This is a genomic window from Wolbachia endosymbiont (group B) of Ablattaria laevigata, from assembly GCF_964277395.1.
GTDB lineage: Bacteria > Pseudomonadota > Alphaproteobacteria > Rickettsiales > Anaplasmataceae > Wolbachia.
This window is the reverse complement of record NZ_OZ195519.1, coordinates 361,266-379,550: the sequence shown is the minus strand read 5'-3', so window position 1 is coordinate 379,550 and position 18,285 is coordinate 361,266. Positions and strand designations below refer to the sequence as shown.

The 18,285-nt window shown below is 34.0% G+C and carries 13 protein-coding genes; 5 read left to right on the top strand and 8 right to left on the bottom strand.

Annotation, left to right across the window (positions count from 1 at the left end; all coding sequences use genetic code 11):
• Nucleotides 1-6: 6 nt before the first annotated feature.
• The 7 genes from ACICP1_RS01840 to hemJ form a co-directional block, all read right to left on the bottom strand.
• Nucleotides 7-2,943: an AsmA-like C-terminal domain-containing protein gene (locus tag ACICP1_RS01840; RefSeq protein WP_395460979.1), complete on the bottom strand. Its 2,937-nt coding sequence runs from the start codon at nucleotides 2,941-2,943 to the stop codon at nucleotides 7-9.
• Nucleotides 2,936-3,373: a ribonuclease HI gene (rnhA, locus tag ACICP1_RS01835; protein ID WP_010401349.1), complete on the bottom strand. Its 438-nt coding sequence runs from the start codon at nucleotides 3,371-3,373 to the stop codon at nucleotides 2,936-2,938. Before rnhA ends, ACICP1_RS01840 begins: the two co-directional genes overlap by 8 nt.
• 175 nt (nucleotides 3,374-3,548) lie before the next feature.
• A complete protein-coding gene (locus tag ACICP1_RS01830) occupies nucleotides 3,549-4,436 on the bottom strand; it encodes a heme o synthase (RefSeq protein ID WP_010401351.1) in 888 nt (295 codons plus the stop codon).
• Between the two features lies 1 nt (nucleotide 4,437).
• Complete coding sequence (ctaD, locus tag ACICP1_RS01825) at nucleotides 4,438-5,988, bottom strand: cytochrome c oxidase subunit I (RefSeq protein ID WP_139686463.1); 1,551 nt, start codon at nucleotides 5,986-5,988, stop codon at nucleotides 4,438-4,440.
• 15 nt (nucleotides 5,989-6,003) lie between these two features.
• A complete protein-coding gene (gene coxB / locus ACICP1_RS01820) occupies nucleotides 6,004-6,768 on the bottom strand; it encodes a cytochrome c oxidase subunit II (protein WP_395460978.1) in 765 nt (254 codons plus the stop codon).
• Nucleotides 6,769-7,324: 556 nt separating this feature from the next.
• Nucleotides 7,325-8,836, bottom strand: a complete 1,512-nt coding sequence (locus tag ACICP1_RS01815) for an HlyD family type I secretion periplasmic adaptor subunit (RefSeq protein ID WP_264730728.1) — start codon at nucleotides 8,834-8,836, stop codon at nucleotides 7,325-7,327.
• Between the two features lie 154 nt (nucleotides 8,837-8,990).
• On the bottom strand, nucleotides 8,991-9,419 hold the full coding sequence (gene hemJ / locus ACICP1_RS01810; protein ID WP_006013861.1) for a protoporphyrinogen oxidase HemJ: 429 nt from the start codon (nucleotides 9,417-9,419) through the stop codon (nucleotides 8,991-8,993).
• Between the two features lie 65 nt (nucleotides 9,420-9,484).
• On the opposite strand from hemJ, the gene pdhA reads away from it, so the two are divergent.
• From pdhA to ACICP1_RS01785, 5 genes are all read left to right on the top strand, one after another.
• Complete coding sequence (gene pdhA, locus ACICP1_RS01805; RefSeq protein WP_010401363.1) at nucleotides 9,485-10,465, top strand: pyruvate dehydrogenase (acetyl-transferring) E1 component subunit alpha; 981 nt, start codon at nucleotides 9,485-9,487, stop codon at nucleotides 10,463-10,465.
• A 205-nt stretch (nucleotides 10,466-10,670) separates the two neighbouring features.
• Nucleotides 10,671-12,092 (top strand): Asp-tRNA(Asn)/Glu-tRNA(Gln) amidotransferase subunit GatB, encoded by a 1,422-nt coding sequence (gatB, locus tag ACICP1_RS01800; RefSeq protein WP_395460977.1) that lies wholly within the window; start codon nucleotides 10,671-10,673, stop codon nucleotides 12,090-12,092.
• Nucleotides 12,093-12,103: 11 nt separating this feature from the next.
• On the top strand, nucleotides 12,104-14,044 hold the full coding sequence (locus tag ACICP1_RS01795) for an NB-ARC domain-containing protein (RefSeq protein WP_395460976.1): 1,941 nt from the start codon (nucleotides 12,104-12,106) through the stop codon (nucleotides 14,042-14,044).
• Between the two features lie 209 nt (nucleotides 14,045-14,253).
• Nucleotides 14,254-15,591, top strand: a complete 1,338-nt coding sequence (locus tag ACICP1_RS01790; protein WP_395460864.1) for an IS110 family transposase — start codon at nucleotides 14,254-14,256, stop codon at nucleotides 15,589-15,591.
• A 48-nt stretch (nucleotides 15,592-15,639) separates the two neighbouring features.
• Nucleotides 15,640-16,680, top strand: a complete 1,041-nt coding sequence (locus ACICP1_RS01785; RefSeq protein WP_395460975.1) for an ankyrin repeat domain-containing protein — start codon at nucleotides 15,640-15,642, stop codon at nucleotides 16,678-16,680.
• Between the two features lie 682 nt (nucleotides 16,681-17,362).
• On the opposite strand, the gene ACICP1_RS01780 is transcribed toward ACICP1_RS01785, so the two are convergent.
• Complete coding sequence (locus ACICP1_RS01780; protein WP_010401376.1) at nucleotides 17,363-18,283, bottom strand: tyrosine-type recombinase/integrase; 921 nt, start codon at nucleotides 18,281-18,283, stop codon at nucleotides 17,363-17,365.
• Nucleotides 18,284-18,285 lie beyond the last annotated feature (2 nt).

Sequence of the window (18,285 nt, the reverse complement as noted above, 5' to 3'; positions counted from 1 at the left end):
TTCTGGTCATATTGAGCTAAATTTCTTCTTCAAACTACCTTTTAAAATGCTTTTATTAGTTTTTGTCATAATACGATCAAATACTCCTAATAACCTCTTAAGTAAGCTTGGGGTTAGCGAAGAGATAGGATTAACAGATACGTTGTTGTTTTTATCATCACCATTTGCTTTGTAGTCTATTGAAATAATCCCCCTACTCTTCCCACCAGTCAGAAGTTTTCCGATTATAGGGATTTTCAACAAAGATTTGTTAATTGAGTATGCCGGTATTACTTGTCCTTCAACCTGGAATTTATAACCCTTAATATCGAGCGTACCACTAGTGCTAATGCCTAGTTCCGCTCCTTCAAGCCAAGATTCTTCAATTTCAACAGTGCCATCTTTATATGAAAAAGGTGCATTACACTTATAAAAATGTACACCTTCGTTCTTTATAGCATTTACAATACCAGGCAGTGAAGACATTGATAATAAAGTGGTAAGCAGTGGAGCATCTTTGATATAGAAATTGCTGATAGATAACATACCATAATGTTCTCCATTTTCTCTCTTAGAAGATAGATAAAGAGATAATTTGCCATTTTTAACTGATTTACCAATACCTAAAGAACGCAAAAGCATACCTGAATTATCCGAATATATTTCAAGCCCTATTTCACTATGTTCTACTAGTATATTACTGTTATCTTCTAAAAACTGTCCTGTGAATTGACTTCCACTACAATCACCTTTAGCACAAGTTACATTTAGCTTAGCATCTTTTATGATAATTCCTTCTTTCATAATTATATTATCAACATTCATAGTAACTTCTATTTTGTTATTTAATCGATTACTATCTTTGCCAAGTAAACCTAACACATCACTTAAGTTGATTTTCTCACCGTGAATAGTTATGGCATTTTTCTCCTTACCTGATTCAATTTCTATACTAAAATTATTATCAGGTAATTTAAAGTTGCTAGAATTTAAATATAGATTTCCATTTTCTACTCTTCCGCTAAATTTTATGTCTAGATCATTTCCTACAACGTCTAGTTTGTCTATTAGCAACTCACCTACTCCTTTTAGCCTTGTAGAAAATAAAACTTCATTGTGATCTTCAAAATGGTTTTTCCACCCTAAGTAGCTTGAACGCAACTCGAGCTCTGATAAATCTATATTACCATTAACGTACCCTGTTTTGTCTTGATACATTACTGACTCTATATTTGCATTGATATAACCATCACCGAAATTAAGTATTTGAGCAGGTAAATCTCCAGTCAAACTCCAGACAAAATTTTCATTTTTATTGCTACTTTTGAGGTCAAATAGAAGCTGTGTATTATTTACCATACCACTGCCATTTAAATCTATAAAGTCACTCCCAAAATCGAGCTTAATATCATACTTACCAAAACTTCCATTATACACCACCAAATTATCAATTTCAGAATGAAATTTGGCCGAAAAATCTACTTTTTTATCACTAGAGTTTAGATTAAAAATGCGAAAATTGAATACAGACTTTGCTATTCCACCTACTTTATCTCTTTCAAGTTTTACCACATCATCCAGCTTAAATCTTATAGGCTCATATAACCCATAAGCATCACTTACAGCCTGACCATTAATGGTAAGAACAGAATCTTCTTTATTGAGAGAGTTCATTTCAATATGACCACTATTGATAGTAAAATTCTGAAACTTAGCTCTATTTACAATAATTTTGAGATTGTTATCCTTGAGAGTTAACTCACCGTTCAACTTCTCCACTCGTTCAAAATCCTCATCAAATTGAACGCTGCCATTTTCTATATCAGCAACAATTACAATACCTGACAGATCATCATTTATTAAACTATCGATTTTACCGTTAAAACTTATAATTGTATTTATAATATTCCCATCAATATTATTACAATACCACTTTCTAAATTCATTGTTCACTAGACCATCTGGTACATAAGTACATAAATCTTTTGCAACAAGTTTACTAATATTAACTCTAAGCAAAGCATGATTTGTGCCAAAGTTCATTTTGCCAATCAAAGAAAGGTAAGTATCATTTAACTTAAAATGAAAGTTTTTTACGCTAATGATTTCATCACTATATGTCAAATTTACATTTACATTAGTCAAGGCTAAGTTTTTACCTGAGTGACTCTCTGTATTTAACACGTATATGTTTCCATCCATAACTTCATCCTTTCCATTAATTCTCATTGAGAAGTTCCCTTTGAACCCTATTTCTTTGTCCAAATTGTAACTTTTAACTAGTGTGGAAAACTCGTTAAATAGCCCCAACTTTAGGTTATAAAATGTTCCATACAAATTTAACAAATTATTGCGATTTTTTATCATAATAGATAAATCATCTAGAATCCCCTTTTTATCTTTTGTATGAACACGAATATCCAAAACATTAAAATTTTCCTCCTTTCCTACATATACTTTATCAATGAAGAATTCACCTTCCGTGCTTTTATTGACAGCAATGTTAGTAATTTCAATCCTTGAGTCTGCATTTAAGTAGAAAAAAATTTTTCTTATTGTCTTCAGCAGATTTTTTGTACTACTCATCTTATCTGTCATTACAGATGTTGTTATTCCTCTGGTCTCTTCCTTCTTGATATATATGTGTACATTACCAGCTAAAACCTGAGAGAACTTTTTGGAACTTAACTTAAAGTGTACGAAAAGCTCAGGAACTTCTATGGTAAAGTCAGGATTTGTTATTTTTAAATCTGTAATGACTAGCTTGCCATCTTTCTGCCAAATAACCGAGGTACTCTCCATGCTGACATCCGAATTGGTAAATATCTTTAATATTTTTTTCTTTATATAAAAATTAATATAACTAATATTGATTTCTAAAGGACCTTCCCCTTTAAAAGGGATAAAGAAGCAGAATATAAATAATAAAATTATAGAAAATGATAGAGCTATTTTTTTAAGCATCGATTATTGCTTTTCTTGCTAAGCTGTCGGCTTCTTCATTGTATTTATCACCATTATGCGCTTTCACCCACTTCCAGTTAATCTCATGTTGCAAAGCAACATCGTCTAATTCTTTCCATAATTCTATATTTTTTACTGACTTCTTATTACTTGTCTTCCAGCCGTTCATTTTCCACTTATTTATCCATTCTGTTATACCGTATTTAATATAGAGGCTATCCGTATACAAACTGATATTACAAGGAAATTTTAATACCTTCAGTCCATTGATCACTGCTGTTAACTCCATTTTATTATTTGTAGTATTTTCTTCTCTACCACAGATGTTCTTTCTATGATTTTGAAATAATATGATTGCTGCCCACCCTCCTGTCCCTGGGTTACCAGAGCATGCTCCATCTGTGTATATTGTCACTTCCTTTTTCTTCATCTTTAACTGTAGTGAATTAATAAAGTATATCGTTGCTTCTATAAAATCACAATTTTTATAGATATAGAGGCAATTTAAGCCGCACCTTTAAATTTTATTATGGAAATAAAAAAAAGTGCTACAACGAGCATTATTAGAAGAGAAAGTAAAAGATAGTTTTTATGTTCTTTCATGGTTAAAACAAATCAATAGAGCAGTAAATAACGCTGGCAAACAGAGAAAATAGATAAGAAATCGAATAAGAAAACATTTTTTTCTGCGAGCTATGACTCTTAAGCCTTATAACGGATGCAGCAAACCAAATAAAAACACACCCTTCAATAATTGCCATACTGAGGTAAAATAGAGCCTTTTTCAAAAATAGTGCTGGAAGTAAGCTAGTTAATACGAGTAACACGCTATAGATTAATATATATTTCCTCGTTTTTTCTGGACCATAAACGATATTGAACATTGGAATCGATGCTTTTGTATAATCTTCAGATCTATTTAAGGATAGAGCCCAAAAATGTGGTGGAGTCCACATAAAAATTATTAAAAATAGAATACAACTTTCCCAGCTTACAGAGTCAGTTACAACCGCCCAGCCAATCATTGGAGGAAAAGCACCTGCTGCACCACCAATAACAATATTCTGCGGAGTACGCCTTTTGAGCCAAATTGTATACACAAAAACATAAAATAATATGCTAATTGCAAGCAAAGCAGCAGAAACATAGTTCACTGCTATTGCCATGATAAATACTGACAATATTCCAAGAGTTATGCCAAATTCAAGCGCGCTTTCTGCAGAAACTCTACCTGAAGGTATAGGGCGGTTTTTTGTTCTCTCCATAAGCAAGTCTATATCTCTGTCATACCACATATTTATTGCACCTGCAGATCCTGAACCAAGAGCAATGCACATAAGAGATATTAGTGCAAGGAAAGGATGAATGCTACCTGGTGCAGCAACCATTCCAGCAATTGCAGTAAACACTACAAGGTACATTATCCTTGGCTTCAGCAAATGCCAAAAATCCAGTATTGTTGATTCAACATTTAGCAAAACACTTGTGTACATTCTATTTTATCACTGGTGGTTTTTCAAAAGTATGAAAAGGTGGTGGTGAAGATACCGTCCATTCTAAAGTGTCACCTTCCCAAGGATTATCTCCAGTTTTTTTGCCCCACTTAAAGAGATGTATAACTATAAATACAAAAAACATAACTGAAAGAAAGGACATATATGAGCCAATTGAGGATATATAATTCCAAGGGATAAACGCGTCGGGATAATCAGGTATACGCCTTGGCATACCTGCTAATCCCAGGAAATGCTGGGGTAAGAAAGTGACATTGGTGCTAATAAAAGTGAGCCAAAAGTGTATCTTTCCTAAACACTCGTTATATTGCTTACCTGACATTTTGCCTATCCAATAATAAAAACCGGCGAAAGCTCCAAATAATGCAGCAAGCGACATGACATAGTGAAAGTGAGCAACGACATAATAGGTATCGTGCAAAAGCTTATCTATTCCACCGTGAGAAAGAATTATTCCGGTTATACCACCTCCAACAAACATGAAAATAAAACCTAATGCAAACAGCATTGGTGTCTTCAATTCAATCGCTCCACCCCACATAGTTGCAATCCAACTAAAGACTTTTACACCAGTTATAACACCAATGAAAATTGTGCTAGTGCTAAAAAATATAGCAGCATCCTCGCTAAGCCCAACAGTAAACATATGGTGAGCCCAAACCATGAAGCCAAACGTTGCTATTCCTATCATGGCATAAACCATTCCCATATAACCAAATACTGGCCTATGAGAAAAAGTTGACACAATCTGACTGATGATACCAAATGCAGGAAAAATAATTATGTAAACTTCTGGATGACCAAAAAACCAAAACAGATGTTGAAATAACACAGGATCACCACCACCAGCAGGATCAAAAAAGGAGGTACCTATATTACGATCAGTGAGCAGCATAGTTATAGCACCAGCAAGTACCGGTAAGGCAACAATTAACATAAATGACGTGAGTAAAATAGACCAAACAAATAGTGGTATCTTAGTTAGTGACATACCTTTTGCACGCATATTGAATATGGTAACTATAAAGTTGATCGCCCCAACAATTGATGACATACCAGCAATATGAAGTGCAAGTATAGCAAGATCAACTCCTGCACTTGGGTGGGACATAATTTGCGACAAAGGTGGGTATAAAGTCCATCCTGTTCCAGGACCTTCGCCAGCAAATACCGAGAGGATAAGCAAAATAAAAGATGAAACTAACAACCAAAAACTTAAATTATTCATACGAGGAAATGCCATATCTGGTGCACCAATCATGAGAGGTACGAACCAATTACCAAATCCTCCCATTAAGGCTGGCATTATCATAAAAAACACCATTATTACCGCATGCCCTGTAATCATTACGTTATATAGCTGGTAATTATTGTTAAGTATATTAATGTGCATTAGCTGAGTACGAATAATTACCGATAATAATCCACCAATAATTCCAGCTAATATGGAAAAAATAATGTATAGTGTCCCTATATCTTTGTGATTAGTAGAAAACAGCCAACGTCTTATACCTTTTGGTACATCACTCATATCTATACTCCAAACTTAACTTACTAATTTTTTATCTTCAATCCACTTATTAAAATCTTCTTTACTCACTGCTTCAACAACAATTGGCATAAATCCATGACCTTGACCACATAGTTCATAACATTGCCCATAATAAATACCGGGCTTTGTAACGTTAAAACATGCTTCATTCAGCCTACCTGGTATTGCATCAATTTTTATACCAAAAGCCGGTATTCCCCAGCTATGTATTACATCTCCTGCTGTCACTTGTAAACGAATATTAGTATTGATAGGTAAAATAACGTTATTATCAACAGAGAATAGTTTTAAATCTCTTTCGGTAAAGTCTTCTTTTCCTTTTATATAGCTGTCAAATGAAATACCTTGATATTCTGGGTACTGGTAACTCCAATACCATTGATGACCAATAACTTTTAGTGTTATGTCAGCTTTTGGCACTTTCTCCTGTAGTTTAATTAATTCAGCATTTTTAAAAGCCAATACCCCAACAATAATCGTTGGTATAACAAACCAGATAATTTCTACAAAGATATTATGAGTTATTTTACTGACATTTTTCACTTTGCCCTTACGAAAGCGAAATACTACATAAGCAAGCAGGGCCCATACAAAAAGCATAATTGCAATCATTACACTCATCACAAACGAATGTGACTTAACTACAGCCTCCATTATCTCAGTTGCAGGCGCAGGAAATCCAAATTGCCAAGAAGTAGGAGCAGAAGCAATTGATATGTTTGAGTAAAACATTATCAATAATGCAAATAACTTCACCATATTTTTTGCTGTAAAACTAACTGTATAATAATATATATACACTTACTATGCAAACAGAGATTATAGAATGTACACAAGTGTTTTGCTAAATATTGAATCAAAAGTAAATGATGATTAATGTTTTTTTAGCATTTAATAAATATACTAATACGATACTAACTTGAGGAAAAAGCATTTACATGAATCTATTTTAAGTTAAAATATTATAATATTTTAAGTTAAGTATTTACTTTAAGGAAGTTCTATAATAAGTTTAATAGTGTCTGTTATTGCTAATAACCCTCTAGCCTCACACCTAAAAGCAGTAACAGACACTATTAAACTTTAGGTAAGTTTGCCTATTTATAATTCATTGAGGTAAAAATCTTACTAATTCCTTTAATTCTATTATACAGATGAGTTTACTAATTAACCTTTAATGTTTACGTTAGCATTTGCATCTTAAATCAAAGATTTACATATTATAGAAAATAATTATAAAATAATACACTACTTGTGTGTAAATTTTTTTGCATATCAAACTCTGTAAACAAATTTTTTAGAAAAGCAAAATAAATTATCTCTCTATGAAAGATCTATCGAATGTTGCAATTATAGGTGTAAACAAGAACGATAAAAGAGTGCGGGATTGAGTAACTATATATACTTCTGCTGGCATACCAGGATATAGGTATACGTTTTTAAATTGAGCAAGTTCTGATTTTGGTATCACCACTCGCACTGAATAATAACGCCCCATCCTTGGATCATCAAGAGCATCAGGGGAAATATGGTTTACTATACCGTTAATTAAACTTAAGCGACGTGCACTATAAGCGCTCAGCCTTACTTTAACTTTTAGCCCTTCTAGTCCGTCGATAGAGACTATATTGCTATCTTTCTTTTTTGCTGACAGTATCTCTTCTATGTTTCTGGTTAGAACTTTAGCATCTATTATTAGATCATCATCTGATGGTACTATACTCATGATTGGAACTCCAGATTGTATAACACCACCTTCAGTGTGGTATCTTATATCTGTAACTATACCATCTTGAGGTGATTTAATTATTGTACGTGCTAACGAATCTTCAGCAACCATCAGCCTCTCTTTTAAGTCTGCAATAGATGTATTGACTTCCTTAAGCTCAGCATTTGCTCTTTCTTGAGCATCATTCTTCACATTTATAATCTCTAACTCATTTTCTCCAATCTTTTGCTGTACTTGAGATATTGCAGAACGGTAATGTCCAACTCTACCCTCAATTTCAGCAAACTGTTTTTCTAAAGCTAAAATGTGTGGTTTGCTTATATGTCCACTATCAAGTAATTGTCTTTTTGTTTCTAACTCCTCAGTTATCAAGTCATATTGCTTATGGGCTGCATTTAGTTGAAAATTTAGCCCTGCTAATTCATCATTTAACTGCTTTATACGTTGTTGCAGTATGTCAGTTTTTCCTAATATACTCTTTCTCTGAGAGTTGAACAACTTTACCTGATTCTTTATCGCTTTATTTACAAGTTCATCGTTAGATAATCTTTTAACCTCATCAGAAAATTCTAGCGTATCTAAGTCTCCCCTAATTGCAATAAGTCTTGCTTCAGTTGCCAAAAGTGATAAGAGTTTTTCTTTAATTATACTCAAATTTGCCTTTTCGTTAACATCACTTAATAAAACTAAAGGCTCATCTTTTTTAACTGTTTGACCTTCTTTTACTAAAATTTTGCTTATTATTCCCCCACCCAAGTGTTGCACTATTTTTCTATTTGAAGAGACAATAACTTCTCCACTTGCATGCACTGCTCCGTCAATTGGAGCTATAGCCGACCAAATACCACCTATTCCAAAAAAGATGAATATCACGACTAAACCAAAAAATAGTGGTCCCCATGTGACTTTTAGGACTTCATTTGCGTTATTACTCTCACGTTTAAAAATAAAATTTATCATCGCATCAATCCATGCGAACGTCTTATCCAAAAATTGATATTTCTTCTTTCTATTTCCTGCCCTTTGCATATCTATATCATCACTACCAATCAGGCCTGTCAAAGAAAGTCCAGCACTAAGCTTTTTTAACTTACTCATTATAATACTACTGCGAATTCTTGTTAATCAGGATAACACACAAAAACAAAGAATCTATATCTTAAGTACTCTACTTAGACTATGGAACATCAGAATAAACTATTTAGTAACAATTCTTATACTCTATTGAATGGTTCAGCATTAGGCTAGAAAATCAAAAAGGTTTTACAATAACCATAATAACTATAATTATTATTAACACTGTTACTGCTTCGTTTAAAACACGAAAATAAACGTGAGTTTTCTTATTCAAGCCCACTACAAAATTTTTCCTATGCTTTGCAAGTAGGACATGAATAGCAAACATTAAGAATAATGCTAGCGCTTTTACATGAAACCACCCTTCGTGATATGGTTCCCTAATAATCATTAGCATAATTCCAAAACTAAGGGAGAAAAGCATTGCAGGGTTTATGATATATCTAAGGAGTCTCTTCTCCATTATTTGAAGTAAGCTGTCATTTTCTGACCCTGGTTTTACAGATGCATGGTAAACATAAAGCCTTGGCAAATAGAGCATACCTGCCACCCACATAATTACAGAGATAACGTGAAAAGCTTCAAGCCAGTGATAGTAGTCCATATAGATAGTATTATAAAATGTTAAAAATTTCTGGTATGATCTCAATTTAATAAAAGAAAGTCAATATGAAAGCAGAAAATTTCACTAAAGAACAGGTGATTGGATTCTACAGAAAAATGCTTCTCATACGCAGATTTGAGGAAAAAGCAGGACAATTATACGGAATGGGATTAATAGGCGGATTCTGTCACTTATCAATAGGGCAAGAAGCAGTTGCAGTTGGGACTCAAGCTGCATCAAAATCTGGTGATGCTTTTATCACAAGCTATAGAGACCATGGCTTAATGCTTGCATGTAATTCTGATCCGAATGTTGTGATGGCAGAACTAACCGGCAAAGAAACAGGGTGTTCAAAAGGCAAAGGTGGCTCCATGCACATATTTGATGTTGAAAAAAATTTCTTTGGTGGACATGGAATAGTAGGTGCACAAGTCCCAATTGGCACAGGAATAGCATTTGCTAATAAATACAAGAAAAAAGATAACGTTGTATTCACATATTTTGGTGACGGTGCTGCAAATCAAGGACAAGTATATGAATCATTTAATATGGCATCTTTGTGGAAGTTACCTGTGGTTTATATCATAGAAAATAACGAATACGCAATGGGAACTTCTGTACAAAGATCAACTTTAGTAACTGAACTATATAAAAGAGGAGAGAGTTTTGGTATTCCTGGAAAACAAGTTGATGGAATGGATTTTTTCTCTGTCTATGAGTTAACAAGTGAAATAGCTGAGCACGTACGTGGGGGAAAAGGACCTCTCTTGCTTGAAATGAAGACATATAGATATCGTGGCCATTCGATGTCAGATCCTGCTACTTATCGCTCAAAAGAAGAAGTTGAAGATATGAAGCAAAATCATGATCCTATAAGCACCTTAAAGCAGTATATAACAGACAATAAAATCGCTTCTGATGAAGAATGCAAAGCTATTGATAAGGAAATACGAGATTTAGTAAAAAAGTCAGAAGATTTTGCTAAAAATAGTAAAGAGCCAGGCATTGATGAACTATATACTGATGTTTATAAATTTGTTAGCTAATCAGTTGCCATCAAAATTATGTTTTGGCCTACTATAGATATTTTTTGGCAGCACTTAACTTTATTATATAACAGCCTAGTCAATAGAAACTGTAGTAACTCTTATATTATTGATATACACCGCTCTTGGATCATAGGTTAAATGAGTTTTATTTGACTTTTTGTGCTAGTTTGCAGAATATAAAGTTATTAATTGAATAAAATACATGACAAAAGAAAACTGGGAGACAGTAATTGGACTTGAGGTACACGCTCAGGTTTCTTCTAAGACAAAGCTATTTTCTAGTTCACTAACGGAATTTGGCACTGAGCACAATACTCAAGTTTCTCTAGTTGATGCAGCAATGCCAGGTACATTGCCAATATTAAATTATTTCTGCATAGAGCAAGCAATATGTACCGGTCTTGCACTTTCTGCAGAAATTAATAAGTGCTCTTACTTTGATCGTAAAAATTATTTTTATCCCGATTTACCACAAGGTTACCAAATAACCCAGTTCTTTGAGCCGATAGTTAAAAATGGTAAAGTGTTTATCAATAATAATGAAAAAGAAATAAGAATCGCAAGAATTCACTTAGAGCAAGATGCAGGAAAGAGTATTCATGAAGAAAGCAAAACTTACGTAGATTTAAATCGTGCAGGTGTTGCTTTAATGGAAATTGTTTCAGAGCCAGATCTTCGTTCATCTGCAGAAGCTGCAGAATTCATGAAAAAATTGAGGCAGATTTTGCGTTACATCGGTTCATGTGATGGTGATATGGAAAAGGGGTCACTTCGCTGTGATGCAAATGTTTCTGTTCGCCCAAAGGGTAGTAGCACATTTGGCACTCGTTGTGAAATAAAAAACTTAAATTCAATACGTTATATTGTACAAGCTATAGATTATGAAGCACAAAGGCAGATCAAAATTTTGGAAAGCGGAGGAGAAATAAGTCAAGATACCTTATTGTTTGATGTCACTTTAGGAAAAACAAAAGTGATGAGAAGCAAAGAAGATTCAAGTGACTATAGATATTTCCCTGAACCTGATTTGCTACCTGTTGAAATAAGCCAAGACAAAATTGATTCTATTAAATCATCTTTACCCGAGTTGCCAGATCAAAAAAAACTTCGATACATAGAGGAATTAGGTATCAATGAATATGATGCAGACGTTATCACTTCTGATAAAGAAATTGCCGATTATTTTGAAAAATTAGCAAAAAAGCATGATTCAAAGATTGCAGTTACCTGGTTAACCGTCGAGCTTTTCGGTCGTTTAAATAAAACAAATATTGATATTGTTAGCTCTCCAATTAAAGCAGATGCTTTATCCGAGCTCCTTGACTTTATCGTTGATGGAACGATCTCTGCTAAGCTCGGCAAGCAAGTTTTTGATATTATGTTTGAAACTGGCAAACCGGCATCTCTCATCATAGAAGAGCAGGACCTAAAACAAATAACCGATAGAGGTCAAATAGCAGAAGTTATCGACACAATCATCAATAGCAACCAAGATAAAGTTCAAGAATACAAAAGCGGTAAAACAAAACTATACGGATTCTTTGTCGGCGAAGTCATGAAACTTACCAAGGGAAAAGCCAGCCCTGATGTCGTAAACTTGGTTTTGAGTGAAAGATTAGGGTAAAAACAGGGGTAATGTATCTAGAAGATGATTCTCCTTGGGGTGTCAAACGCATTTACCATGGTATTGCCTTTCAAGAGTTATTGATCGTAATATCTCTAATGCATGAGATGGATATAACATCTCTCATGTCTAAGATGGGTAAAGAATGTTCTTTCTCCATAGACACAGAGTTAGAGTCAGCTCAAGGTTTTGATGACATTGTTGTTTGGCATGAGCAAAATAAAGATATAGTACATAAGTTTATACAAGTTAAGCACAACCAAAATGGAACTAAAAAAATCAGTGTAAGTAGCTTATTAACAAAAAGTGGTAAGTTTAGTATTTTAAAACTTTTCCTTGCCTATTTAAAAATCAAAAATAGTGCAAAGTTTAGTGATGGAATAAAGCATTTTCTTTTTGCTACGAATATGGATCTTGATTCACCATATTCAATACAACACGAAGTAAGAAACCTAAGAGCAATGTTAAGTGGAGAAAATAAAGGAAAAGAACTTTCATTTGTAAGGATAGACACAAAAGATGAGTTTCTGGATATAGGTGATAGTGCAAGATATAGAATTAGTGATTCAGGTGGTAGTGTTGCTCAATACTTGAAACAAAATATGGATTTTATAAAGCGTGAGATAGGCAAGGAAGTCAGCAATAAAGAGATAGAGGACTTTTTAAATGAACTGGTGTTCGTCGTTAACTTACCCCATGAAGCTCAGCTAAGAAAATTATTGCTAGGTAAGTTGAGTAGTAGGTTGAACAAAAAGTTCGACTATATTGGTGACAATCAAATCTTTTGTAATAATCTTCTAAAAAAAATATCAGACTGGGTAAAAGATATAAAAGCGCGTCCTCTTTCGTACAAAGAAGGAGAAGAACTTTTTCGAGAAGTTGAGCTGTGGGCTAGTACTTTAGGTAAGATAGAACAAGGAGTAAAAGAAAATAATGAAAGAATTGATAAAGTAATAGAACAACAACACAAGGATAGTAAAACACTACATAAAATATATGTGGCTGTAACGACACAGGATAACAAGCGGGTAGAGGAGCCTATTTGGTTTAAAATAATAGAGCCAGTTGCATTTTTTACTGGAAGAAATAGTGAATTAAAAGCCTTACATGATGCACTACAAAGGAGTACGGTCAGGCCAGCAATTATATCTCAGGTTGCTACTATTAGTGGTCTTGGGGGGATAGGTAAGAGTGAATTCGCTAGGCAATATGCTTACACATATGGAAAGGATTATTATGCTAACGTTATCTGGATAAATGCTGAAAGCGTTGAAACTATGAAAAATTCTTTCTTGGGGTTAGTTAAGGATGATAGATTAGGCATTTCTACCAAAGATAGGTACGAAAGGGACAAGACGATAGAAAATATTGTTAGAGAAATATATGCTTTCTTTGCAAGAAGGAAAGGAAAAAGCCTATTCATTTTTGATAATGCTGAGGGATATGAAAACATTAAAAGATTTTTACCTTCATCTTTACACCCTAGACATAAAAAACCTTACATTTTAATTACTTCTCGTGACTGTAAGTGGAATGTGAGAGGAGAAAGTGATATAAAAGTAATACAATTAGATAAGTTTGGTGAAGTAGAAGCTTTAGAATTTGTTAGAAAAGCTTTGAACATAGAGAATAATTTACAGGATAGGGAAATAGAAGAGCTAACAAGAGAATTACAATATTTTCCATTAGCTTTAGGACAAGCAGTTGTATATATCCAAGATCGAAATGAGGAATCGAGATTAAGAGGTGATAAGAGGTTTAAAATAAGTGATTACTTAAAAGAGTATCAACAAAATGCAGGAGAATTGCTTAAGAAAGGAATTTATGAAAATGAAGATCGTTATACTAAAACAGTTTTGACAACTTGGAATGTCACGATGACATATATATGCAAGCATCGAACAGACAAAATCTGTCAAATCAGAAAGAAACACACAAATTTAAGTTTTTAGTAATTTTCAAGTATAATTGTAGAGGGAGCGCCTCTGCAGTTATGATCGACATTTTCAATGGTGCCTAAGTGCCCGTATGCAAGCATGGTCTTGGAAGGAACGGTCAAATCATTGATGGAGTCATTTAGACTACCTCGGTTAGGAGATTGTACTATCAACCGTTCCAAGCTGAAGCGTTTCCCTGTAACAAATTATATGTAGGAGTTACCATGAAAAAAGCAAAAAGTAAATTAGAAATAGTGAATCCTAATGCAGCAGGAATAGACATTGGTTCAGCTGTACACTATGTGTGTGTACCTGAAGGAGGAGATGAACAACGCGTTCAGAAATTTGGCTGCTTTACTGAAGACCTTCATAACTTAGCACAGTGGTTGAAAAAGTGTAAAGTTACAACAGTAGCTATGGAATCAACAGGAGTATACTGGATTCCTTTATTTCAAATACTTGAGTCATATAAATTCGAGGTAAGATTGGTAAATGCACGGCATGTAAAGAATGTACCTGGTAGGAAGTCTGACGTTCAAGATTGCCAATGGCTCCAACAACTGCATAGCTACGGACTGCTTCATGGATCGTTTAGGCCAGATAATCAGATGTGTGTATTGCGCAGTTACGTGCGGCAGCGCAGAAATCTCACTGAAAGTGCATCTACGCATATTCTACGTATGCAGAAGGCATTAATTCAAATGAATATACAATTACACAAGGTTATTAGTCATATTACTGGGATAACTGGTATGAAAATCATTGAAGCTATAATTGAAGGCGAAAGAGATTCTGAAAAATTAGCAGAATTCAGGGACGTGCGAATGAAAAATGATCAGTCTACTATTGCAAAAGCGTTAGCTGGTGACTATAGAGAAGAACACTTATTCACGCTAAAGCAAGAATTTGAACTATATAATATTTATCAAGAAAAAATAGCAGAATGTGATAGAAACATTGAAGCCTATTATAAAACGTTTGAAACAAAGTCTTGTGAAAGCAAACAGCTAAGTAAGCAAAAGAATAAAAATAGCAAAAGTAAGCCAAGCTTTGCTTTGTATGAGGAACTGCACCGAATCACTGGTATGGATTTCACTAAAATTCCTGGATTTGATGTATTAAGTATACAAACCATAATTTCAGAAGTTGGTATAAACCACAGCAAATGGCCAACAGAAAAGCACTTTTCGTCGTGGTTGGGACTCAGTCCTGCTAATAAAGTTACAGGGGAAAAAGTGTTTAATACAAGAACACGTAAAGTCATTAACCGTGCTGCAAATGCTTTGCGAATAGCTGCTCATTCTGTAGGAAAGAGTAAAAGTGCGTTGGGTGCATACTACAGAAGATTGAAAAAACGACTAGGAGCACCGAAAGCAATAACAGCTACTGCAAGAAAAATGGCATGCATATTTTATAGTATGCTCAAATACGGACAGGAATATGTAGAAAAAGGAATGGAATACTATGAAACACGCTATAAAGATAGAATTGTAAAAAATTTGATCAAAAAAGCGAGCGAATTTGGCTACATATTAGTTCAACAAGAAGAGTTAGTTGAGTGAGTTTCTTAGGAGGAATATGGCTTTGAAGCATTAAACATTTTTGAAATAATGGCCTATCTTGCTCCTGATGATATTCGTATAAAAGAAATTTTTTCAAAGTCAATAGCGGATGATAAAGAAAAGCTGTGGAATGCTGTTGAACTACTTAATCGATATTCAATGATTAAGTTAAGGGAAGGGATAGTAAATATCCATAGTCCAGTACAGAAAGTAACAAGATTAAAATTGCAAGAGAAAGGTAGAGAGGAAGAAGTTCTTAGGAAAGCTCTAAATTTGGTGAACATTGGTGATGTAGCAAAAGATAATAAAATTCATGTTGCATTTATTTGGGGATATGCGAGTAAACATGGTAAGTTGATTGATGATTTTTACAAAGATACTAATTTACATTTGCTTGTTGAAAATGGTGATTATAAAGCTATTAAAAACTTATTAGCATATATAAAGAGAAAACATCAAAATAAGCTTAGTGGTATCGTTAATGCTAAAAATGGTTGTGATATTGCTCCATTGCATTTAGCTGCTGGGAATGGGGAATTGGACATAGCAAAATACCTGATCAATGAAGGTGCTAATATTGACGCTAGGGACTGTTTTTACCAAACGCCATTGTACTGGGCTGCTAAGAGTGGAGAGTTAGACATGGTAAAATATCTTGTAAATAAGGGTGCTAGTGTTGGTATTAAAGATAATTATGGCTGGACTGTGTTGTACTGGGCTGTTGAAAGTGAAAGTTTTGATATAGCAGAATACCTTATAAAAGAAAAAGGTATGGGTATTGATGTTAGTGCTAAGTACAGCAATGGCAAAACTATGTTACATGAGGCTATCAGGTTTGCAAAACTAGATGCAATAAAGTACCTGATTGATAAAGGAATTGATATTAATATCAAAAACGGATATGGTGATACTCCATTGCATTGGGCTGCTATCAGGGAAAAAGTTGATGTGGTAAGATATTTTGTAGAACAAGGTGCTGACGTTAACGCTAAAAATAATGAGGGAAAGACAGCATTGGATTATGTAACTGATAATCAAGAGCTTGTGGAGTTGCTTTTAACCCATGATGAAAGTGTTGAAGTAGCTTAAGAGAAAATTATTTATCTGTTTATTTTAACGTCCCAAAAATGTTTAACAAAAGTGTGTCAAACTGAATTTTTAGTTTAACTCAATTTTCAATAGATTTCTTGCATAAACAGGTGTCATCCCAGCTGGAACCCAATATCTGGATTCCAGTGTCACGCGCTGGAATGACATCAACTTTTGAATTCGAGTTATGCAAGAAATCCAACATATTAGGAACGACAATATCAGGTTGAGATGTAGTTCATATGTAAAGGTAACCTCTACTTTTCCTCAGCTTTCTTTCTAGGCTCTGTAAACAAAATTTTAAAGAAGCCATATAGTGTAGCTAGAGACATTTTTAGTCAACTGAGTAATTTTGTTCCTCTAGCCTGAGGTCAAAATAAATTTGAATGGGTTTCCCAGTACGTCAACAAGTGCATGAACTTTAGTCACAAATCCCCGTCCTCAATTAATTTGACCTGCTAACATTTTGTACACAGAGCCTAGCTCTTTTGCTATTTGCTTGACTTGTTTCTTTACATAGCTTCTAATTTAAATTCTGCTGTCTATTCTCTTTCATTCATAACCTTTTGCAAAACGTTTTTGCTTTCTTCTCTGCTGGTCACTATTGCTTATATAAAGCAAGTATAGTACTGAATGATGTTGCAAGCACTCAGTTCGGCAATATTATCGATTTAAGACGAAGTTAAGATTTCGATTTTTTATTCAAACTCTTCTGAAAGTTTTTATACATATTGAAGACATCTTGATAATTTAGGTGAGTGTAAACTTGAGTAGTTTCAAGGCTTGAGTGGCCAAGCAGCTGTTGTATTGATCTTATGTCAATATCTTCCTGAAGCAAATGAGTAGCAAAACTATGGCGAAATGCATGTGGAGATAAAATTTCTGGTAAGTTTAAAAATCTTCTTATTTTTTGCAAACGATTAGCAACATAAGTTCTTCCCAATTTTTTTCCTCTTACCCCGACAAAAAGATGTCCCGCTTCGTCAAAGTGGGGACAAGCTTTTATATATTTTTGTATACACTTTTTTACTACTGGAAGAATAAATACCTGCCTTTGTTTATCTCCCTTACCTGTTACTATTAAACTTTCATTGCTAATATCACTAACCTTAAGATTCAGTGCTTCAGTGATTCTTAAGCCCGTACCATATAGCAGAACGACAATTGCAATTTCTCTTTTTACCACCCAAGGCTCGCCTAGATCAGGCAATTTCATTTCTTTCAATAGAGTTTCTATGTTAGATATTGAAAGTGCTTTAGGTAGAGTTCTTCTCTGAATTGGCCTTGATAAAGAAAATACCGCTTCATTATTTATTTCATAATTGTTTTTTATATATTTGAAAAAATTTCTGATTACTGACAATGCGCGAGTGTTAGATCTCGCATTTACACCTCTTGCATAACGAGAGGTAAACCAACTTCTCAGTTCAGGTATGCTTAATTTTTCTAAAGAGCCAACATTTACTTCTTCACCAATGTGAGTATTTAGGAAACTTATAAGATCCTTGAGGTCCCTCATGTATGACTCCAAAGTGTTTGGTGAGTAAGACCTGTTGTACTTTAGCCAATCATACCATTTTTCAATGATTGAACCGAGGTCCACAG

What these genes read in the sequence shown, in the direction of transcription:
- coxB (WP_395460978.1), bottom strand. Translation starts at nt 6,768, where the DNA reads ATGGTGAAGTTATTTGCATTATTGATAATGTTTTACTCAAACATATCA.
- hemJ (WP_006013861.1), bottom strand. Translation starts at nt 9,419, where the DNA reads ATGGACTACTATCACTGGCTTGAAGCTTTTCACGTTATCTCTGTAATT.
- ACICP1_RS01795 (WP_395460976.1), top strand. Translation starts at nt 12,104, where the DNA reads ATGTATCTAGAAGATGATTCTCCTTGGGGTGTCAAACGCATTTACCAT.
- gatB (WP_395460977.1), top strand. Translation starts at nt 10,671, where the DNA reads ATGACAAAAGAAAACTGGGAGACAGTAATTGGACTTGAGGTACACGCT.
- ACICP1_RS01840 (WP_395460979.1), bottom strand. Translation starts at nt 2,943, where the DNA reads ATGCTTAAAAAAATAGCTCTATCATTTTCTATAATTTTATTATTTATA.
- pdhA (WP_010401363.1), top strand. Translation starts at nt 9,485, where the DNA reads ATGAAAGCAGAAAATTTCACTAAAGAACAGGTGATTGGATTCTACAGA.
- ACICP1_RS01815 (WP_264730728.1), bottom strand. Translation starts at nt 8,836, where the DNA reads ATGAGTAAGTTAAAAAAGCTTAGTGCTGGACTTTCTTTGACAGGCCTG.
- rnhA (WP_010401349.1), bottom strand. Translation starts at nt 3,373, where the DNA reads ATGAAGAAAAAGGAAGTGACAATATACACAGATGGAGCATGCTCTGGT.
- ACICP1_RS01785 (WP_395460975.1), top strand. Translation starts at nt 15,640, where the DNA reads ATGGCCTATCTTGCTCCTGATGATATTCGTATAAAAGAAATTTTTTCA.
- ACICP1_RS01830 (WP_010401351.1), bottom strand. Translation starts at nt 4,436, where the DNA reads ATGTACACAAGTGTTTTGCTAAATGTTGAATCAACAATACTGGATTTT.
- ctaD (WP_139686463.1), bottom strand. Translation starts at nt 5,988, where the DNA reads ATGAGTGATGTACCAAAAGGTATAAGACGTTGGCTGTTTTCTACTAAT.
- ACICP1_RS01790 (WP_395460864.1), top strand. Translation starts at nt 14,254, where the DNA reads ATGAAAAAAGCAAAAAGTAAATTAGAAATAGTGAATCCTAATGCAGCA.